Below are 1688 nucleotides of genomic sequence, written 5' to 3' on the forward strand. Positions count from 1 at the left end.
CTGACGCCTGCTCGTTCCACCGGACGAGCCGGCGACCGCCTCTGACGACGGGCCCCGTCCCCGCGTTCCGCACCAGCGGAGCGCCGGGGGCGGGGCCCGCGTCGTGTGCCGGGACGGTTTGGCATGTGGACGAGCGATCCGGTTGACTGTCCGGGTGCTGAAGGTGGGGCTGACCGGCGGAATCGGATCGGGCAAGAGCGCGGTGGCGAGCCGCCTCGCCGCGCTGGGCGCGGTGATCGTCGACTCGGACCGCATCGCCCGCGAGATCGTCGCGCCCGGCACCGACGGGCTGGCCGAGGTGGTCGCCGCCTTCTCCGACAGGGTCCTCGACGCCGACGGGACGCTGGACCGGGCCGCCCTCGGCGCGCTGGTCTTCGGCGACGAGGCCGCCCGCCGCACGCTCGAAGGGATCACCCACCCCCGGGTACGCGCACGCAGCGCCGAACTGGTCGCCGCCGCCCCGGCCGACGCGATAGTCGTCAACGACGTACCGCTGCTGGTCGAGGTAGGGCTCGCGCCCACGTACCACCTGGTGGTCGTGGTGCAGACGGCCGTGCCGACCCGGATGGCCCGGCTGACCCGCGACCGGGGCATGGCCGCGGCGGAGGCGCAGCGGCGCATCGCCGCGCAGGCCGACGACGCCACCCGGCGCGCGGTCGCCGACGTGCTGCTGGCCAACGACGGCACGCTCACCGAGCTGCACGCCGCCGTGGACGCTCTCTGGCGGGACCGCCTGGTGCCCTACGAGCGCAACGTCCGCGAGCGCCGCGCCGTGTCGGCCGACCCGGCGGCGCTCGCCGGGCCGGACCCGACCTGGCCCGAGCAGTACGCCCGGCTGGCCGCCCGGATCCGCCACGCGGCGGGCGGTGACGTCCGGGTCGACCACGTCGGCTCCACCGCCGTGCCGGGGCTGGCCGCGCCGGACGTGATCGACATCCAGGTGACTGTCTCCTCGCTGGACGAGGCGGACGGGCCGATCGCGCAGCGGCTGGCCGAGGCGGGCTTCCCGCGCCTGCCGGGTGACTGGTGGGACGTCCCCCGGCAGCCGGAGCCGGTGCGCTGGCCCAAGCGGCTGCACGGCGGCGCGGACCCGGGGCGACCGGTGCGGCTGCACCTGCGCGAGGCCGGCTCGCCCGGCTGGCGGTACGCGCTGCTGATGCGCGACCACCTGCGCGCCGACCCGGCGCGGCGGGCCGACTACCTGCAGGTGAAGCGGGAGCTGGCGGCCACCGCGCCGGAGCACGCCGCGTGGGGCACTGTCAACGACCCGTGGTTCGACGAGGAGCACCTGCGCGCCGAGGAGTGGGCCGCGCAGACCGGCTGGCGTCCCTGACGCTCACCCGCGGTGCCGCGCGCGGCGGCGGGCCGGTCAGCGCGACGCCGGGCCCGCTGGACCGGCGGACACACGGCCCGGCGTGAGGTCGAGCCGGACCCAGACACCGGACCCGGTGCGCAGTTCCAGCCGGCGTGGCAGCCCACCGCGGTCGAGCCACCAGCGCCTGCCGCCCGGCACCTCGACCACGTCGACGGTCCGGTCGGCGACCCGGTCCTCCCGTACCCGGACGGCGTCGCCGTCCGGCGCGTGCGTCCCGGCGCGCAGCGCCGCGTCGATCAGCCGGTCCAGGTCGTCGCCGGGCGGGCGCGCGGGCGCCGCGAGCAGCCCGGCCGGCATCGGCGTCGGCGGCGTG

Annotated in this window: 1 protein-coding gene and 1 pseudogene; one reads left to right on the plus strand and one right to left on the minus strand. The window is 77.8% G+C overall.

Annotated elements, in window-relative coordinates; genetic code table 11:
- Positions 1 to 154: 154 nt before the first annotated feature.
- Complete coding sequence (coaE, locus tag KBX39_RS30595; RefSeq protein WP_210873881.1) at positions 155 to 1333, plus strand: dephospho-CoA kinase; 1179 nt, start codon at positions 155 to 157, stop codon at positions 1331 to 1333.
- Between the two features lie 36 nt (positions 1334 to 1369).
- Here coaE and KBX39_RS30600 read toward each other — a convergent pair.
- Positions 1370 to 1688, minus strand: a pseudogene (locus KBX39_RS30600) (hypothetical protein); the annotation flags it as partial.

It is taken from the genome of Micromonospora sp. D75, from assembly GCF_018070405.1.
Lineage (GTDB): Bacteria > Actinomycetota > Actinomycetes > Mycobacteriales > Micromonosporaceae > Micromonospora > Micromonospora chalcea.